The 1,320-nt window shown below is 63.0% G+C and carries 1 protein-coding gene; it reads right to left on the bottom strand.

Features of this window, described 5'->3' with window-relative positions; genetic code table 11:
• Window positions 1-1,180, bottom strand: a 1,180-nt coding sequence (locus ACY45C_RS15110; RefSeq protein WP_462188235.1) for an ATP-binding protein, incomplete at its 3' end; no start/stop codon positions are given.
• Window positions 1,181-1,320 lie beyond the last annotated feature (140 nt).

Raw genomic sequence — 1,320 nt, 5'->3', positions numbered from 1 at the left:
CCCGGATCAGGTACAGGAAGACGTCGAAGACCCGGTTCCGCAGAACCGTCATGTACGGGTTGAGGGTCCGGGTGACAAAGTCACCGAACTCCTCCTCGGGTTCCTTCAGGCTCATGTCCAGGTAGAAGCGGTAGCGATGCCGTGCGGGTTCCGAACCGTCCGCCGCGAGCTGCTTCAGCAGCGTCGTCTTCCCGCTGCCCGGACCACCGATGACGAGGATGTTCGCCGAGGTTCTCACGAGGCGGCGCAAGATCTCCCCGGCGTCGGACGTCTCGGTGACCGTCATCTCGCCGGTGTGCTGGTCCGCTTCCAGCACATCCCCGGCGATCCTGAGCGGCTCTACGTCACGGGGTCTCGTCTCCGGGTAGCTGACCGTCAGGGCGGACAGGTGCGACGGTACGTCGACGATCCTCTCCACAAACCGCTCGTAGGCCACGATGCGGATCTCACCGTCCGCGAACGGCGCCACATCCTCGGACGGCTCGTCCTCGACGATCAGGAACCGGGTGTGCTTCGGGAGCTGGGTACTGAGGATCTCGCCGCCGGTCGTGGTGAGAAGCTGGTTCAGCTCTTCCAGGCTGCAACTGAGCATGATCTCCACATACTCGGCCTGCAACCCGATCTGCCGGCAGAACAGCTGGTAGACGGTGCTCTCGGACAGTTCGAACCGCTTGATCGCCTTGTACCCCAGCGTCGCGTATAGGCCCGAGAGGAACTCGGCCTTCCGCTCGACTAGCAGATCAAGGCTGGGCGCGTCACCGATGATCGCGGTGACACCGGTGCTGGTGAACCAGTCCAAGACGTCCAAGAGCCGGCGCACGGCGAGAAGGCCGTCCTCCTCGGCGATCTCATAACCGTCATGCGACGAGCGGTTCCGAAGCCGCTGGATGTCGGTGAACGCGTTGATGACGTTGGTGCTGCGGATATGCGGCCGGCAACCTTTGATCAGATCGTTCAGCGCCTTGCCGGACGGGTCGCCCGGAACCTCATGATGGGTCCACAGCTGCTTCAGCAGCCGTTCGGCGATCTTCCCGATGAGCGAGACGGTGTTCTCTGGGTAGCCGTCACCCAACGACTTGATCGGCCGGGTGAAGTCGAGACCAAGATGTCGCGCGATCCGATCATGACCGTTGAGCTCGCCCTGCAGCCGATGAAGACGGTCATCGACGGTCTCGGTCACGAGACGGTCCTCCTCCGGGTACCGAGCACGAAGGCGAACCGGTCGGGAAAGAACAGCACCGGTTCCGGATGGCAGGCGTCGATCTCGGCCACGCCTGCTTCGATCTGGTCATCCTCGAACGTCGAGAGCAACGACATGTA

The organism is Frankia sp. CcWB2 (assembly GCF_977927585.1).
Note: the sequence above shows the minus strand (reverse complement) of the source record. Positions and strands in the feature narration are given on the sequence as shown.